Below are 14,790 nucleotides of genomic sequence, written 5' to 3' on the forward strand. Positions count from 1 at the left end.
GTCGAAGGCCATCAACGCGGTCGTCGGTACCGACGCGGCGGTCTACGCGCCCAAGGGCGCACTGGGCCACTCGATCGGTGCTGTGGGCGCGCTGGAGGCGGCACTGACGGTGCTGTCCATCCGCGACGGCATCATCCCACCGACCCTGAACCTCGACAACCAGGATCCCGAGATCAACCTGGACGTCGTGCACGGTTCGGCACGCAAGGGCGAGATCAACTACGCACTGAACAACTCCTTCGGGTTCGGCGGCCACAACGTGGCGCTGGCGTTCGGTAAGTACTGAGCTTCACTCCAGAGGCCGGCCGTCGGGATTTTCCCGGCGGCCGGTTTTCTGTTGTCGCCCGGACCACCCCGGACTACATCGTGAGGTCGGCGGCGAGCCAGTGCTCCGGTTCGAGGACCACGGTGGCGTGCTCCCCCAGTTGCTGGGAGAACTGCAGGTAGCCCTCGAGTTCGGCGCCTTCGAGGTAGCGCGAGGCCATCGAGTGGATCTCCTCCTCGGTGGAGGCACGGATCTCGGAGATCGGGCCCTCCACGCTGACGTACATGGTGCGTGGGGTCACGGTGTCGACCATCAGCGTGAACCGGCCGGTCGACTCGATCGCGCGCATCTTGCGCGACTGCGGACTGATGGTGATCCACGGCTTGCCGCCGGGTTCGTAGGCGTACCAGACCGGCACCGTGAGCGGGCCGCGGCCGGGTTCGGCGACCGAGAAGGCCGCGACGAGGGGCTGTGCGAGGAACTGCTGCTTCTCCGACGTTGTGAGTGCCATGACCCCATGGTGGCAGAGGGGCCCGACACGCGGCGGTCGGTTCGGCCGGTGTCCCGGTCCCGGCGGGGCGCCATCGCTTTCGCGCCGCGCTCGCCCGCCCGGGCCGGGTATCAGGCAGGTCTGGTGATCTAGCCGACGGCCTGGGACAGCCAGGTCACCTCGGCGCCCTGGCCGCCCATGCGGAAGGGCTCGAGCGCGTCGTCCCAGGCGGTGCCCAGGAGGGAGTCGATGGCGGTCTGCAGGCCCTCGCCGCCCTGTTCGAGCATGAGCGAGCGCAGCTGGGCCTCGCCGAGCAGGGTGTCGCCCGACGCGCTCATCGTGCCGCGCCACAGGCCCAGGCCCGGGGCATAGCAGAACCGCTCACCGTCGACCCCTTCGGAGGGGTCTTCGGTGACCTCGAACCGCAGGGAGTTCCACTCCCGGAGCGTGTTCGCCATCCGCGCACCGGAGCCGACCGGGCCTACCCAGTCGACGACGGCGCGCTGCATGCCGGGGACGGCCTCCTGCGCGGTCCACTTGAGCGTGGCCCGCGCGTCGAGGGTCCTCGACAGTGCCCACTCGACGTGTGGGCATAGAGCAGCAGGTGCCGCGTGGATCCACACGACTCCAGTCGTCACCTCTGCAAACTGACTCAGCTGCTGCATGGTTGCCACCTTCTTCGTTTCGACGAGAACGTCTTCCCCAAGCCGTCTGTCGAACCGCGGAGCTACCAGCTGCGCTTTATCACACCGATGTAGTTATGAAGCCATTGTGCACCATGATGCGCGTGTTGCGCCAGTTACTCGCCTTGAAGTTCCTGAGAAATCAGCCGGTCGTTGAACTCCGACCACAGCGGTTTGGCCCAGGCGCCGAAGGGACGGTCGGTGAGCACCACCGCCGCGAGCCGCAGATCGGGGTCGAACCACAGGTACGTGCCCGCCTGCCCGAAGTGCCCGACGGTGCGCGGCGAGTTCCGGGTGCCGGTCCAGTGGGCGCGCTTGTCCCCCTTGACCTCGAAGCCCAGACCCCACGTGTTGTTCGCGAACTTCCCATAGCCGGGAACGAAGCCCGGCAGGCCCGGGAAGTGGACCGCCTGCGCGCGGTCGACGGTGCGCGGATCGAGCAGCGTGGGCGCGGCGATCTCGGCGGCGAAGCGGCTCAGATCGGCCACCGTCGATCGGGCACCGTGTCCGGCGGGCCCGGCGAGTCGCGTCCTCGTCATGCCGAGTGGAGCGAAGACGGCCTCGTCGAGGTAGTCCGGGAAGGGAATATCGGCCTCGGCGGCGATGAGGTCGGCGAGCAGCTCGTAGCCGTACGAGCTGTAGATCCGTTGGGTGGCCGGCGGGGCCTGGACATCGGCGGAGTCGAAGGCGATGCCGGAGGCGTGCGCGAGTAGGTGCTCGACGGTGCTCCCCCGCGGTCCGGCGGGCTGATCGAGCGTGATCGCCTCTTCCTCGATGGCCACCAGGACGCCGTAGGCGACGAGAAGCTTGGTGACCGAAGCGAGTTCGTATTCCGCGTCGAGGTCGCCGTAGGTGTCGACGGTGCGCGCCTCGTCGGTGCGCAGCAGCGCTCCGGCCGCGTTCTCGACGGGCCACTCGGCCAGTTCCGCGAGACTCATTTCCCTCCTCAGATCGACGTGGTCACCCTACCCGCCGGCCACACCAGACAGACGATCCGATCGTTAGTTGAGCACCGCACCTCACCTGCAAATATGACAATTCCTTTGCGGCTGCACATTTGGCGTTTGTTCAGAATTCAACAGACCTAGGCTGCCCCGTGGACGCACCGTTCGCGTCTGCATTTGCCTTGGAAGGACCGACCCATGTCAGCGAAGCACCGCAAGTCGTCGAAGAAGCTGGCCGCCAGGCGCGCCGCGCTGGCAGCGGGCGCCGTCGGCGCCACTGCCGGAATCAGCATGATGGGCGCGCCCGCGCAGGCCGCGACCGCTCCGAACTACAGCCAGGCGATCAGCGACTACTCGCATGCGCTCGACAACTTCCTCAAGGCGTCCGACGGCGCGCAGAAGAACATCAACAGCGTGTGGGGTCCGATCAGCGCCGGCAGCGGTGGACTCCTCCCCACCTTCGGTTCCAGCTTCGTGAAGTCGGACGCTACCAAGATCACCGAGCTTCCCCAGATCCTCAGGAACATCGGCGGACTCACGCTGCCCACCGGTGTGCCGGGTGTGGTGCCGAACATCGTCCTGCCCGGCGGCCAGACGGTGGCGCTCCCCCTGCCCAGCAAGCTTCCCGGCGGGGATCTGCTGATCGGCGCCGGCAATGCCATCGAGGGCGTCATGAATCTGCCGGTCCTGGGCGGTGTTCTCAATCAGCTTCCGCCGCTCAGCCAGCTCATCGACGGGCTCGAGGCCACGCAGAGCAAGTACACCAGCGCCTACAACTGGGGCCTGCTCGGAATGTCGGGGCAGACCAACTTCCTCAATACCTTCGTCAAGACCCCCAGTGGCCTGAAGCTGAACGGGATCACCCTTCCCGGCCTCCCGCCGCTGATCCCGCCGGTCACGCTGCCCGACATCCCGATCATGCCCACTGGCTCTCTGCCGAGCGGCACCATCTGGGTGCCGCAGGGCGACGGAACCTACAACTTCCCGCTCGGCGGCCAGATCGGTTGGTGGGGTGCCGCCCCCACTGCCGCGCTGAAGCTGCCCGCCGCGCTGGGCGGTACCGACACGGTGATCTCGGTGCCGATCGGCGCGGCCGGCTTCAAGCTTCCGCTGAACCTGCTCTCGGCCGGCACGCTGGGAGCGAATGTGCTGCTGCCCACGCAGAACGGCATCTACAACCCCATCGGCTTTACGCTGAACAACATCAACACCCCGATCGGTTTCGGCCTCACCAATCTCAACGTGACGACCGGGAACTACATCGGCACCAACGGTTTCAACATCAACAACGGCCAGAACCTGATGCTGCTGCAGAACCCGCTCGGCATCCCCCTGCCGCTGATCTACGGCCTCGGCGGACTCAGCTTCGGCACCGCGGGCATGGGCATCGCCTCGCCGTCGCTGTTCGGGATCAAGCTGTTCACCGACCTCAAGATCGGCGACACCGTAGGCCCGAACTCCAGCGCCGGCCTCATCCCGACCGGCCTGCTCCCGACCGACCCCATGAACGGCATCATCTCGACCATCACCGGCGGTCTGGGCGTGGGATCGCTCACGCAGATCCTCGGCATCGACGCGCTGGTGCTCAACCCGCTCACCGGGCTGTTGACGCCGGTCTACAAGGGCTTCTCCGATCTGCTGCTCAAGCCGATCTCCGATTTCGCCACCAGCCAGTACGGCCCGGCCGTGAACGGCACCGCGTCGGGCATTCTCGATCTGTCCAAGAGGCTCGCCGACACCACCGCACCGTCGACCTCGACTGCGGGATCCACCGCCACCGCGCTCAAGGCGGACGCGCCGGCCACCGGCGCGCACTCGCTGGAGAAGGGCGGCGAATCGGTCGCATCGATCGCCTCGCGAGTGGGTGCGGATCAGGGCAAGGCGAAGGCCCCGGCGGCCGCCTCCGGGACCACTGCCCCGAAGGACACGACGGTCACTACGCCGAAGGAGACCGCGCCGAACGACACGACGGCGCCGTCCACGCCCAGCACTCCCGTCGAGACGCCGGCGTCCTCGGCGGAAACCGCCTCCCCGACAACCGGGTCCGGCACCGGCACGACCACCGGATCGAACGACACGTCGGCATCCAAGAGCACGACCTCTTCGAGCGATTCCGCGTCGAAGGTCGAGAAGTCGGATGCGCCCGCCAAGGCGGACACCTCGGCCGGCAACACGGCCTCGTCCGGCGCCAGCACCACCGACAAGGCGGCCTAGGCCGCTATTTCGCCCACCCGGACGGGTCGTCGCTCACCACGAGCGTCGCACCCGACCGGGTGAGCGTCGTCGCGGTGAGCCCGAACATCCGGAGGAACGAGTCGCTGAAGTGCGAGGGTGAGGCGAAGCCCGCGTCCGCGGCGGCGCGCGTGAGGTCGGCACCGTCGGCGATGGCGGCCGCGGCGTGCAGCATCCGCGCCCACAACCGGTAGCGCCGGAAGCTGGTACCGGTCTGCGCGCCGAACAGGCGCAGGAAGTGTGCGCGCGAGAGGCTCTCGGCCTGCGCCAGTTCGTCCGCCGACCGTGTCGGCTCCCGCAGGATTCGCTCGACGGTGCGCGCGATCCGCGCGTCGAGCGGCCCGTCGGGGGCGGGGAAGGCGGTGCGGAGGATGTCCGCCCCGCCGGGCGCGTCTCCTGCGCAGAGGTCGATCAGCGCGCTCTCGGCCCGGTGCCGCACGCCGAATCCCCCGGTGCGCTCCCCCATCGCGTCGAGCAGATCGCGGCCGCGGCCGGCCGTGGCATCGCTGTAACAGAACAGGATTCGTGACTCATTCGTCGGAATCACCTGGTGGACCTCGCGCGGTGGCACCAGCACGCTGCGGCCGACGATGTCGCTGCGTCCGGGTACCCGCACCGTGATCGGTCCGTCGACGCCGAGCACCAGGCAGTGCACCGATGTCGAATGCGGCGCCAGACCCAGTGGTGCCCCCAGGTAGACCGCGGTCGCCGGCGAGACCCAGAGGGTGCTCACGGCGGCGCACGTTTCTGGAAGCGCGGTGGCAGTCATGAGCCGATGCTAGGTGGCACGCACTCACTACCGGAGGTACTCGTGCTGAAAGACTCGCTCGGACGGACCCTGCTCGCCGGAGTCGGGATCGCCCATCTCATCCCCACCGTCGCCGTGCTCTCCCGCGACCGCGTCGAGAGCACGTACGGCGTCGCAGTCGCGGACACCGATACCGAGCTGCTCCTGCGGCATCGCGCCACGTTCTTCGGGCTACTCGGGACAGGCCTGATCCACGCCGCTCTGCGGCCCGACCACCGGAAGCCCGCAGTGGTCGCGGGAGCAGTCTCGCTGGGCTCGTACCTGGCTCTCGCCCAGTCGATCGGGGCGGGGCCACGGCTGGAGCAGGTGAAACGTCTCGACATCGGGCTTCTGGCGGCGCTGGGCGCGGCTGCGGCTCTCACTCGGTGACGTACGCGAACAGGTGGTGATCGCGCCGCTGCCCGCGCACCACCCGATACGAGCGCAGTGTCCCCTCGTGTTCCATGCCCGCTTTCTCCAGGCCCCGCCGCCGAGGCGGTTCCGACGACGCGGCCCCGGTGACCTCAGCTGGCCAGGAACTCGGCGGCAGCGGGTGCGAACTTCTCATGGAACTGGAAGATGCCTCCGTGGCCGGAGTCGGGGTAGATGAGCAGTTGACTGCCGTGGATGCGGTTGTGCAGGTCTTCCGACAGGACGGTGGGGACCATCCGATCGTGGTCACCGTTGGCGATGAGTGTCGGCTGAGTGAAGGCCGACAGGTCAGAAGGAGCGGAGCGACCGAACTTCTGGATGGCCTTCAACTGGGTTCGCAGTGCCGTCAGGCTGATCTCCTGGTCCCGGTCGACGGTGCGTTCGTTAAGCCGCTTGATGAACGCCTTGCCAGCGGCCTTCCCGGTCGCGTCGCGGTTGAAGAAGAGGAACTCCTTCGGGTCCGAGCGTGTGAGGGTGGCGCGGAGGATGTCCCAGTAGGTCACTCCGACGACCTTGTCGATGTTCTTGCCACCGCGCGGTCCGGTGCCGGTCAGGACGAGTTTGCGGACGAGGTCGGGGTGTTTGACGATCAGGTCCTGGGCGATCATGCCGCCCATCGAGAAGGAGAAGATGTCGATCTTGTTGTGGCCGAGGGCGGTGATGAATTCGAAGGCGTGGTCGGCGGCTTCTTCGAGAGTGCTGGGCACGCGTCCCGTGGAGGCTCCGACGCCACGTTGGTCGAAGGCGATCACGTGCCGGTTCTGGGCGATGGGGTCGACGATGCGCGGGTCCCAGTTGTCGAGGGTCGCCGCGAGGTGGACGAAGAAGACGACGGGTACGCCGCCCTTCGGGCCGAGCTCGCGATAGGCGTACGTGGTGTCGCCTACGCTGACGGTTCGGTTCGGCGCCCGTGTGTACGACGTGTTCGTTGCTTCGTTCATGTTCTCGCTCATGGGGTTCCTTCAGGGTGCGGCGGAGGTGTCGTAGGGATGGTTAGTGCTGATCGGTGATCACGAAGGGCGGGACACGGGGGCCGTCATCGGGTCACCACGACCTTGCCGTTGGCCTTTCCCTGCTCCACATAGGCGATGGCGTCGAGTGTCTGGGCGAAGGGAAATGTCCGATCGAGGACGGGACATAGGCTCCCCGCGTCGTACAGAGCGGCGAGTGCGGCGAGTTGGGGGCCGCTGGCGCGCATGAAGAAGAACGAGTAGCGCACGCCGAGTTTGCTCGCTCGGCGCCGGATCTTGCGACTGAGCAGAGCCATGACCGGCCTGAAGAGCGGTCGCCCTAGTTGGGCGGCGAAGGCCGGATCAGGTGGGCCGACAACGCTGATCGCGAGACCCCCTGGGCGCAAGACGGTCAGTGACTTCTCGAGATTCTCTTCGCCGAGGGAGTCCAGCACGACGTCGTAATCGGACAGCACGTCGGCGAAGTCCTGTGTCTTGTAGTCGATGACCTCGTCTGCGCCGAGCGCCCGGGCCCTGTCGAGATCCTTGGTGCTCACGGTCGTCGCAACATGCGCTCCCAGGTATTTGGCGACCTGGATGACGGTAGAGCCGAGCCCGCCGGCCCCTGCGTGAACGAGCACCCTCTGTCCGGATCGGACGTCCGCCACGTCGACCAGGGCTTGCCAAGCGGCGAGTGCAACGAGCGGCACCGCTGCAGCCTCTGCGAACGACAAGGAGGCGGGTTTGAGCGCGATGTCGTCGACGGCGACCGCGATCTGCTCGGCGAAGGCGCCGATGCGCAGGTCTCGCGGTCGGGCGTACACCTCGTCGCCGGGCTTGAACTCGCGAACGCTCGCGCCGACCTCGGTGACGACCCCGGATAGGTCGTGGCCGAGTACGAAGGGCCGCTTGTACTTGAGGAGTTGCTTGAACTCGCCGTTACGGATCATCGTGTCGAGCGGGTTGATACTCGCCGCTCGGACATCGATCAGGACGTCGCGAGGCCCGACACTGGGCGCGGGGACGTCAGCTGCTTCAAGCCCGTCGGGGCCGTAGTGAGTGACGACGAAGGCCTTCATCGCTGTTCCTGTCGCGTCGGCGGTGCGGGGTTGCTCGAGAGACCGGCGATGATCATGGCGTTGCTGAAGGCAGCGGCCAGGATCTGCTCGGAGACTTCCGGATCGGTGACCGCGCGGGCGGTCTGGAGCGCGCCGACCAGGAGCGAGAGCAGTCCGATCGCACGCGCTTCGGTTCGTCTCGAATCTCCATCGTCCAGATGGCGTGCGATCGCCTCGATCATCGCCGTGACTCCGTCGGTGTAAGCCTCCCGGACCGAGGCGTCACACCGGCCGATCTCATCCAGCAGCGCAGCAGAAGGGCAGCCGCCTGCCAGGTCGTCACGATGCGCTCCGGACAGGTACTGGCCCACGAACGTCTCGACCGACTCGCGCCCTGCTGGCAACGCGTTCAGGACAGCGGTCTGCTGGGCGAGCTGCTGCGCCACGACGTTCGCGACCAGATCGTCCTTCGACGAGAAGTGACCGTAGAAGGCGCCGTTCGTCAGGCCGACGTCCGCGACCAGGGTCGCGATGCCCGAGCCGTCGATCCCGTTGCTCTTGAACCGCCGCCCGGCCGCCTCGACCATCCGGCGCCGAGTCGCCTCCTTGTGTTCGGGACTGTACCTCGCCATGTGGGCCCTCCTCCTCGTAGCACGGATGGCATTACGTTCATAATATTATGAGTGTACTTCAATTGCGACCGTTCGTGAACCGGCTCACTTCAGGAGCACGGGGAGGACCGCACACCGAAGAGGGCCCCGAGATTGATGGAAGCCCGTTCGGCCACCGCGAAATGGATGGCGGGGCGCCGCCCCGACGGGGTCGTTCTAGATACAGAAAAACCCGCAGTCGCCTGCGGGTTTCTTTGCTCCCCCAACTGGACTCGAACCAGTAACCCTTCGATTAACAGTCGAATGCTCTGCCAATTGAGCTATGGGGGATTGACCGAGAGAGAACTTTAGCGCAACGCACTCGGGGAGACCAATCAGCAGGTCAGAGGCCTGCCGAAGGTCTCCCCGAGGCGCTAGCGGGTTACAGCTTGCAGGTGCCCTCGGCAGCCTGCTCAGGGGTGCAGGTGGCGGCCGTGGTCGTGCCCGTGGCGGGCTTGGTCACGGTCGGCTCCTGAGCCGGTGCAGTGGTGCGGGCCGTCTGCTTCGGAGCCACCGTCGAGACCGTCGCCTGCGGGGTCACCGGCGGGGTCGTGGTGGTGGCCGGAGCCTGCGTCTGCGTCTGCGTCGGTGCCGGAGCCTCGGTCTGCGTCTGCGTCGGGGCCTTGGTCTGCGTCTGCGTCGGGGCCGGAGCCTCGGTCTGCGTCTGCGTCGGGGCCTTCGTCTGCGTCTGCGTCGGAGCCTGGGTCTCGGTGGCCTTCGGAGCGGTGGTACCGGCGGTGGCACCACCGGTCGCCGTCGCACCTGCGGTCGCACCCGGCACCGTGGCGGTCGCGCCGCCGTTGGCGCCACCGGTCACGCCGCCGTTGCCCACGGTGGCACCGGCACCGGCGCTCACCGTCGCACCGGCGTTGCCCGCGGCCACGTCGGGCTTGGCGACGGTCGCGTCGACCTTCGAACCCACACCGGCGTCCAGCGAGGCCTTGGTGCCCGCCTGGATGGTGGCGCCCTTGACCGCGGCAGCGGTCGGGACGGTCACCGAGGCGTCGGTGTTGACGTTGCCGGCCACCTGGGCGCCCGGAACGGCCGTCAGAGCCGTCACCTTGGCCGAGGTCGGGAGCGGCGCCAGCACGACACCGGGGGCCACCGGAGCGGTGGTCGTGGTGGTCGTCGTGGTGGTGGTCGTGGTCGTGGTGGTCGTGTAGACCGGCGCGACGATGCGGGCCTGGTCACGGACCTCGACGACGCGGCCGGGGGTGACCGCCCACACGGGGTAGAAGGGCTCGTTGTAGCGCGGGTTCACCCGGACGTAGGGGTTGCCCGGCAGGTTGATGCCGATCGACACCGAGATCAGCGGCTGCGGCTTGGGCTGGGTCCAGCTCGGCGGGTAGATCCACATGACGGGCACGTCGACCTTGAAGTTCGCCTCGAACCACGGCTTCGGGTAGTCCGGGCGCTGCCAGGGCTTGGGCTGGCCGGGAGTCCACGGCTTCACACCGAGCTGACGGCCGTACAGGGTGTAGCAGGTCTGGCTCTGCACCTCGGTGCCCGCGCGGTAGTCGTTCCAGCGACCGGTCTCACAGATCTGCTGGTAGACCGCGATCTCCTGCGGGGTGTACTGCCACGGGCGGTAGTCCACCGGGCGCACCATCGGCGCGGGCGGAGCCGGCTGCGGCTTGGGGCGCAGGCCCGGGATGGCCGGGGCCGGCGGGTAGTACACCGTGGTGTTCTTGGTGGTCGAGGTGATCGTGCCCTGCGGCAGACCCGAGTTCGCGACGGCCTGCGCGGCGACGGGGTTGCCCACCATCGTGACGCCGGACGGCGGGACGGCGATGCCGTCGGTCTGGAAGGCACCGGGGTTGGCGGTGAACTGATCACCGGTCACCGGGGAAAAGGCAACGGGGCTGCTATCGCCGTCGGTCGACTTGCTGCAGCCCGCGAGGAGCCCGGCAGCGGCGACCACGGCGAACGAGGCGGCGCCGATCTTCTTCTTGTTCATGCGGTTCCCATCCTTGGGTTGCGACGGGGCCGCGATGCTGCCCCTGTTGTCTTCGACTCAAGTCACACGCTGTATCTCGACGATGACACCGTTCGTTACAAAGATGTCGCGAATGAATCGAAACTCAGGGTTCTCCCGCAGGCTCAATACAGGGGGCGTACAGAAAAGACCTGTAGCTTCTGGGGAGCACCCTTGGCCTTGAAACGCCGAGGTCGCACCTGGTATTTGCTCCGATCGGCCACGGTGAAAACCGTCTCCGAAGCGAGTACCTCTCCCCCATTCGCCGCCTCCGCGACGCGGGCGGCGATGTTCACGTCGACGCCGATCAGATCGCCCTTCACCCGGCGGGGCGTGCCGGTATGCAGGCCTGCCCGCAGGGTGGGGCGATAGCCGTCTGCGGCGTGGATGGTTCCGACCGCCTCGATCACCTCGTACGCCGCTTCGATGGCGGTATCGCCGTCGAACGCGGCCAGCGCACCGTCGCCCATGGTCTTGACGATCACGCCGCCGTGCCGCTCCACGAGGTCCTTGGTCGTCTTGTTGACGTCGTGCAGCAGGCGGACGATGTCGTCGTCGTCGCGGTGCAGCGCCCAGGTCGAGAAGCTCACCAGATCGGTGAACAGGATGGTGATCGGCTGCGGCGGGAGGTAGTCGCGGTCGCGCCGGCTGATGAGAGCCTGCCAGGTGGCGGTGGCGAGGTTCCCGAGCTCGCGGGTCACCGTCGGCTCGTCACCGACGATGCGGTCGATGAGGCTCGACAGGCGCTCGGTCGATTCGGCGTCGGGGTGGAAGAGGTCCTTCTTGGGGCCGCCCGGCAGGCTCTCGCGCGCGACCCGGACGAGGTTGGTCGCGGTCTTGCTGTGATTGGCGGCGCGAGCAGCGCGGGCACCCGCGGCGAAGACGGATTTCTTCGGCTCGGGCGCCACCCTCTCGGAATCGTGGGCGGGCACGTCGAGTGGATCGTCGGCCATGGCAGATGTTCTCCCGTCGCGGTCTTCCCGCAACGTAACAGTAGTCGCCGACGGTGAGGCTAGGGCCGCAGCTCGCAGCTCATCCGGGCGTGCAGGCGTGCCCCGTACACGGTGGCGTCGAGGTCGGCCGCCGCGTTGAGAACGGCCTTCACGGCGCGCCATATCCCGAGACTCGCGCGCCGCGCGGCCGGTGGGCGAATCCCCAGGTGGAATTCCCCGCTGCGAACGTCGTAATGATCCAGCACGTCACCCTCCTCGACCGATCAGTGATCTAGAACACACGTTAGGACGTGTTCTCGCCCACCGTCGCGGATTCGCCAACGACACGCAGGGGCGATAGTGCCGAGCGCACGCGCTCACCACAGCCGGACCCCGACATTGGTCCCGCAAACATGTGCGCAGCCCACACGCTGTCGTTGCAGGTGCGGGCCGCCGAATCCCCGGCGTTACCGGATTGGCCTGTGAATGCCTGAGAAATCTCTCCGGGGTTCCTCAGCCGCGCGTCGGTAGCTTCGTGGCGACACCTCATCCGGAGTCGTCGCATGACGAAAGGAAAACACCATGCAGACTTGGAAATTCGCCACCGCTACCGCGTTCATCGGCGCCCTCATCGCCGCCCCCGTCGCCACCGCCGCCGCAGCACCCGCTGATCCCGTTCCGGGGACCCAGTGCAACGTCGGGCAGGTGGAGCGGGCCGTGGCCGATCTCGCCCCCGAGGCCCTGCCCCTGCTCAATCAGGTCCCGGGTGGACGCGCAACCGCCGACGAGGTGCTCACGCTCCCGCCCGCCGAGCGCAACGCTCGCATCCAGCAGCTCGCCGCGCAGAACCCGCAGCTGGCGTCGCTGTACAAGACGCATCAGGGTGAGATCAACAAGCGCATCAACCTGGTCGCCGCCAACTGCGCGAAGTACTGATGTAGTGGGGCAGGTGGGGCTCGAACCCACGACCAGCGGATTATGAGTCCGCGGCTCTAACCGACTGAGCTACTGCCCCCGATTCCGACGGTCACCGTCGGCGTGGACATCGTACTCGGCGCGCTCCCCCGCCCCGGGCGGCCCGGCGGCTCGTTCTGTGACATCTCCCATTGCGGACTGCAAACCGCCCCTGCCAGGATCGGATCACCTGGTACATGGGAGGGATCGAATCGCCGTGGCGCACATCGTGATGGTCGGAATACCGGCAATGGGGCACATCATGCCCAGCCTGGAGGTGATCCGAGAACTGGTGGACCGCGGCCACCGGGTCTCGTACGTCAACGACTCGCGGATGGCGGAACCCATCGTCGGCGCCGGTGCCGACCTGATCGACTACGGATCGCTCATCCCTGGCGACGAGGCGAAGTTACCCGAGGGCCCCCTCGGTGCCATGAACGTCTTCCTCGACGACGCGATCCACATGCTTCCGCAGCTGCGCGCGGCGTTCGACGCGGACCCACCGGACCTGCTCCTGTTCGACAGTGCGGCGTTCGCGGGCCGCGTGTACGCCGCATCGCGCGGCCTGCCCGCCGTCATGATGGCGTCGTCGACGATCGCCTGGGACGGCTATCACGAGGAGGTCGGAGCCGCGATGCGCGCGCTCCCCGGCGCCGACGAGTGGCACGAGCGGTTCGCCGCATGGCTGCGCGCGGAGGGCCACGACTCCGGCGCTCCGACGGACTTCGCCGGAGCGTCCGACCGCGCCATCGCCGCGCTGACCCGCGCGATGCAACCCCACCTGGATCGGGTGGATCAGGAGCGAGTCACCTTCGTGGGACCGTGTTTCGCGACGACGCGCACCGCGGACGAGCCGGTCGAGGTCCCGGACGGCGATCGGCTACTGCTGGTCTCGCTCGGGTCCACCTTCACCCGCCGCCCCGATTTCTACCGCTCCTGCATCGCCGCCTTCGGCGATCTTCCGGGCTGGCACACCATCATTCAGATCGGCCCGTTCGTCGACCCCGCCGATCTCGGCGCCGTCCCCGATTCGGTCGAGATCCGCTCGTGGGTGCCGCAGCGTGCGGTCTTGCGTCGCGCCGATGCCTTCATCACCCACGCCGGAATGGGCGGGTGCAGCGAGGCGCTGATCAACGGGGTGCCGATGATCGCGGTGCCGCAGGCGGCGGACCAGTTCCAAAACGCCGATCGTCTCGTGGAGCTGGGGGTGGGCCGGCGCCTCGACACCGCGGACGCCACCCCCGCGGCGCTACGAACCGCCCTCCTCGATCTCGTCGCCGACGATGCGGTCGCCGAGCGCGTGCGCGAATGGCAGCGCGACACCGCCGAACTCGGCGGCACCGACCGCGCCGCCGACCTCATCGAGGGCATCCTGCGCGATCGCTCCGCCGCGACGGCGGACACCGCCGCCGGCTAACCCCCGGACGGCCAGTAATGGCTGTCCGGGAGCGCCCGTGAACCGAAGATGGCCTGCCCCACCCGAACACAGGTGGCCCCCTCCTCGATCGCGACCTCGTAGTCGCCGGACATCCCCATCGACAGTTCCGTCAGACCGGGATCGACGTCGAGGGCACGATCGCGGATGCCCCGCAGTCTCCGGAAGCACTCGCGCACCCGCGCCTCGTCGGACGAGAACTCCGCGAGCGTCATGAACCCGCGCACCCGCAGGGCCGTGAACGCGGGCAGCTCACGCAGGAAGCCGGGCACCGCGTCGGGTGCGAGCCCGTACTTCGATTCCTCGGCCGAGGTGTTCACCTGCACGTACACATCCAGGCCGCGCCCTTCGAGCTGGAGTCTGCGGTCCAGCGCCTCGGCCACCCGCACGCTGTCGAGCGCCTGGAACTCGGCGGCGAAGGCCGCCACGTCCTTGGCCTTGTTGGTCTGCAGGTGCCCGATCACCGCCCACGCCACGTCGAGGTCGGCCATCTCCTGCGACTTCCGTTTGGCCTCCTGGACCTTGTTCTCCCCCAGCTCCCGGCAGCCGGCCGCGACGGCGAGCCGGAGCCGCTCCTGCGGCACCGTCTTGCTCACCGGGAGCAGTCGCACGTCCGACGGTGCGCGCCCCACTCGCGCCGCTGCCGCGTCGATCCGGGCGCGGACCGCGGCGAGGTTCGCCGCGAACTCCTCGACGGTCTGCGCGGGCGGGTACGAGGTCATGGGGGCAGGGTATCCGGCGGGTACAGTGGCCTCATGATCCGTCTGGTTATCGCCGCAAGTGCCGGCTACGTGCTGGGCACCAAGGCCGGGCGTCGTCGGTACGAGCAGATCAACCGCACCGCGAAGGCCATCGCCACCAGCCCGGTGACGAAGAAGGCCGTCGAGGTGGGCCGCCGCAAGCTCGCCGATTCGCTGCACCCCGATCCGAAGATGCGCACGATGCGCGAGATCGACGCCGATACGGTGGTCTACTCCCCCAAAACCGACCTCGATTAGCGGCT

General features: G+C 67.9%; 16 protein-coding genes, 2 tRNA genes and 1 pseudogene. 6 read left to right on the forward strand and 13 right to left on the reverse strand.

Annotation, left to right across the window (positions count from 1 at the left end; translation table 11 throughout):
* Positions 1-286: pseudogene (locus ABD108_RS00695) on the forward strand (beta-ketoacyl-ACP synthase); the annotation flags it as partial.
* A 73-nt stretch (positions 287-359) separates the two neighbouring features.
* Here the strand turns inward: ABD108_RS00695 and ABD108_RS00700 are convergent.
* The 3 genes from ABD108_RS00700 to ABD108_RS00710 all read right to left on the reverse strand — a co-directional run bounded on the left by ABD108_RS00700 (position 360) and on the right by ABD108_RS00710 (position 2,376).
* Positions 360-776: a pyridoxamine 5'-phosphate oxidase family protein gene (locus ABD108_RS00700; RefSeq protein ID WP_343928973.1), complete on the reverse strand. Its 417-nt coding sequence runs from the start codon at positions 774-776 to the stop codon at positions 360-362.
* Between the two features lie 128 nt (positions 777-904).
* Positions 905-1,420, reverse strand: coding sequence for a DUF3145 domain-containing protein (locus tag ABD108_RS00705; protein WP_013127340.1), 516 nt, complete (start codon positions 1,418-1,420; stop codon positions 905-907).
* Positions 1,421-1,554: 134 nt separating this feature from the next.
* On the reverse strand, positions 1,555-2,376 hold the full coding sequence (locus tag ABD108_RS00710; protein WP_343928974.1) for a serine hydrolase domain-containing protein: 822 nt from the start codon (positions 2,374-2,376) through the stop codon (positions 1,555-1,557).
* A gap of 204 nt (positions 2,377-2,580) precedes the next feature.
* On the opposite strand from ABD108_RS00710, the gene ABD108_RS00715 reads away from it, so the two are divergent.
* Positions 2,581-4,596, forward strand: coding sequence for a superantigen-like protein SSL4 (locus ABD108_RS00715; protein ID WP_343928975.1), 2,016 nt, complete (start codon positions 2,581-2,583; stop codon positions 4,594-4,596).
* A gap of 4 nt (positions 4,597-4,600) precedes the next feature.
* Here ABD108_RS00715 and ABD108_RS00720 read toward each other — a convergent pair whose 3' ends face one another.
* On the reverse strand, positions 4,601-5,383 hold the full coding sequence (locus ABD108_RS00720; RefSeq protein WP_343928976.1) for an AraC family transcriptional regulator: 783 nt from the start codon (positions 5,381-5,383) through the stop codon (positions 4,601-4,603).
* Between the two features lie 42 nt (positions 5,384-5,425).
* Between ABD108_RS00720 and ABD108_RS00725 the strand changes: the two genes are divergently transcribed.
* Positions 5,426-5,791, forward strand: a complete 366-nt coding sequence (locus tag ABD108_RS00725) for a hypothetical protein (RefSeq protein ID WP_343928977.1) — start codon at positions 5,426-5,428, stop codon at positions 5,789-5,791.
* 134 nt (positions 5,792-5,925) lie between these two features.
* Here ABD108_RS00725 and ABD108_RS00730 read toward each other — a convergent pair whose 3' ends face one another.
* The 7 genes from ABD108_RS00730 to ABD108_RS00760 form a co-directional block, all read right to left on the reverse strand.
* Positions 5,926-6,774, reverse strand: a complete 849-nt coding sequence (locus ABD108_RS00730) for an alpha/beta fold hydrolase (RefSeq protein ID WP_343928978.1) — start codon at positions 6,772-6,774, stop codon at positions 5,926-5,928.
* Positions 6,775-6,869: 95 nt separating this feature from the next.
* The gene (locus ABD108_RS00735; protein ID WP_343928979.1) at positions 6,870-7,862 is read right to left on the reverse strand and encodes an NADP-dependent oxidoreductase; all 993 of its coding nucleotides are present in this window, start codon (positions 7,860-7,862) and stop codon (positions 6,870-6,872) included.
* On the reverse strand, positions 7,859-8,428 hold the full coding sequence (locus ABD108_RS00740; RefSeq protein WP_343928980.1) for a TetR/AcrR family transcriptional regulator: 570 nt from the start codon (positions 8,426-8,428) through the stop codon (positions 7,859-7,861). Before ABD108_RS00740 ends, ABD108_RS00735 begins: the two co-directional genes overlap by 4 nt.
* 281 nt (positions 8,429-8,709) lie before the next feature.
* Positions 8,710-8,782 (reverse strand) — tRNA-Asn (locus ABD108_RS00745).
* A 91-nt stretch (positions 8,783-8,873) separates the two neighbouring features.
* Complete coding sequence (locus ABD108_RS00750; RefSeq protein WP_220655916.1) at positions 8,874-10,448, reverse strand: hypothetical protein; 1,575 nt, start codon at positions 10,446-10,448, stop codon at positions 8,874-8,876.
* Between the two features lie 143 nt (positions 10,449-10,591).
* Positions 10,592-11,419, reverse strand: a complete 828-nt coding sequence (locus tag ABD108_RS00755) for an adenylate/guanylate cyclase domain-containing protein (RefSeq protein WP_305111664.1) — start codon at positions 11,417-11,419, stop codon at positions 10,592-10,594.
* Positions 11,420-11,478: 59 nt separating this feature from the next.
* Positions 11,479-11,664 (reverse strand): hypothetical protein, encoded by a 186-nt coding sequence (locus tag ABD108_RS00760; protein WP_220655918.1) that lies wholly within the window; start codon positions 11,662-11,664, stop codon positions 11,479-11,481.
* 316 nt (positions 11,665-11,980) lie between these two features.
* On the opposite strand from ABD108_RS00760, the gene ABD108_RS00765 reads away from it, so the two are divergent.
* Positions 11,981-12,334: a hemophore-related protein gene (locus tag ABD108_RS00765; RefSeq protein WP_220655919.1), complete on the forward strand. Its 354-nt coding sequence runs from the start codon at positions 11,981-11,983 to the stop codon at positions 12,332-12,334.
* A gap of 5 nt (positions 12,335-12,339) precedes the next feature.
* Here the strand turns inward: ABD108_RS00765 and ABD108_RS00770 are convergent.
* Positions 12,340-12,413 (reverse strand) — tRNA-Ile (locus tag ABD108_RS00770).
* Positions 12,414-12,602: 189 nt separating this feature from the next.
* Here ABD108_RS00770 and ABD108_RS00775 point away from each other — a divergent pair.
* Positions 12,603-13,769: a macrolide family glycosyltransferase gene (locus ABD108_RS00775; protein WP_343928981.1), complete on the forward strand. Its 1,167-nt coding sequence runs from the start codon at positions 12,603-12,605 to the stop codon at positions 13,767-13,769.
* Here ABD108_RS00775 and ABD108_RS00780 read toward each other — a convergent pair.
* Positions 13,766-14,509, reverse strand: a complete 744-nt coding sequence (locus ABD108_RS00780; RefSeq protein WP_343928982.1) for a YggS family pyridoxal phosphate-dependent enzyme — start codon at positions 14,507-14,509, stop codon at positions 13,766-13,768. The two genes, ABD108_RS00775 and ABD108_RS00780, sit on opposite strands and share 4 nt — an antisense overlap.
* A gap of 33 nt (positions 14,510-14,542) precedes the next feature.
* Between ABD108_RS00780 and ABD108_RS00785 the strand changes: the two genes are divergently transcribed.
* Positions 14,543-14,785 carry a hypothetical protein gene (locus ABD108_RS00785; protein WP_343928983.1) on the forward strand — a complete coding sequence of 81 codons (243 nt, stop codon included), beginning with the start codon at positions 14,543-14,545 and terminating at the stop codon, positions 14,783-14,785.
* Positions 14,786-14,790: the final 5 nt, after the last annotated feature.

Source organism: Tsukamurella strandjordii (assembly GCF_039525985.1).
In the GTDB taxonomy this organism is placed as follows: Bacteria; Actinomycetota; Actinomycetes; order Mycobacteriales; family Mycobacteriaceae; genus Tsukamurella; species Tsukamurella strandjordii.